At 74.7% G+C, this 880-nt stretch carries 1 protein-coding gene; it reads left to right on the forward strand.

Annotated features, from left to right (window positions below):
• Nucleotides 1-880 (forward strand): phage tail tape measure protein (locus tag ABTU92_RS29060; protein WP_408095034.1); only part of this gene is annotated, 880 nt, incomplete at both ends.

Here is an 880-nt window from a genome sequence, read left to right on the forward strand (position 1 = left end):
GGCCGGCATCAAGACGGCGGCCGGCGGCATTCACGGCACCCGCGGCCCGGACAAGCTCAAGCGCGACATCGTCGAGGTCTCGACCGCCTCGCGCCAGGCCGGGCAGAGCCTCGCGACCGTGCGGCGGGAGGCGGCCGGGCTCGGCAATGTGCGCGGGCCCGACAAGCTCAAGCGCGACCTTCTGGAGACGGCCGCCGCGGCCCGGCAGGCGAACCGGGCGATCGCGGGCGTCCGGACCACGGCCGGCGCACGGGGCGGAATCGGGGCGGCGGCCGGGGCCGGAGCGCTGCTCGCCGGCGGCTCGATGCGCCACCTCGCCGGCGGCATCGGGGCCTACACGGTCGGCCGGCGCGCCTCCCAGGGCTTCGTCGACATGGCCGACTTCGACCGCCGGATGAGCCGGATCGGGCTCACGGCCGACGCCGCGGCCGGCGAGCTGGCCGGCGCGCGGGCTGTCGTGAAGGACACGGCGAACCGCACCGGGCTGCTGATCAACGACGTGACCGGCGGGCTGGAGGCCCTCGTTGCGCAGGGCCGGACGCTGAAGGAGTCGCTCGCGCTGCTGCCGTCGGTCGCCACCACGGCGCAGGCGAGCGGCGCCGCCGTCGACGACATGGCGAAGTCGGCCGACGCGCTGGCGAGCCACTTCAAGATCGGCGCGAAGGACATGCAGGGCGCCTTCGACATCCTGGTCGCCGGCGGCAAGGCGGGGCAGTTCGAGCTGAAGGACATGGCCCGCTACCTGCCGTCGATCCTGCCGGCCGTGAAGGCGCTGGGCGTCGAAGGGAACGCCGGCCTCACGCAGATCACGGCGCTCCTGCAGATCATGCGCAAGGGTGCGGGGACGTCCGAGGAGGCGGCGACCGACCTCACCAACGTG

The sequence above is a fragment of the Rhodoplanes sp. SY1 genome (assembly GCF_046000175.1).
In the GTDB taxonomy this organism is placed as follows: Bacteria; Pseudomonadota; Alphaproteobacteria; order Rhizobiales; family Xanthobacteraceae; genus Rhodoplanes.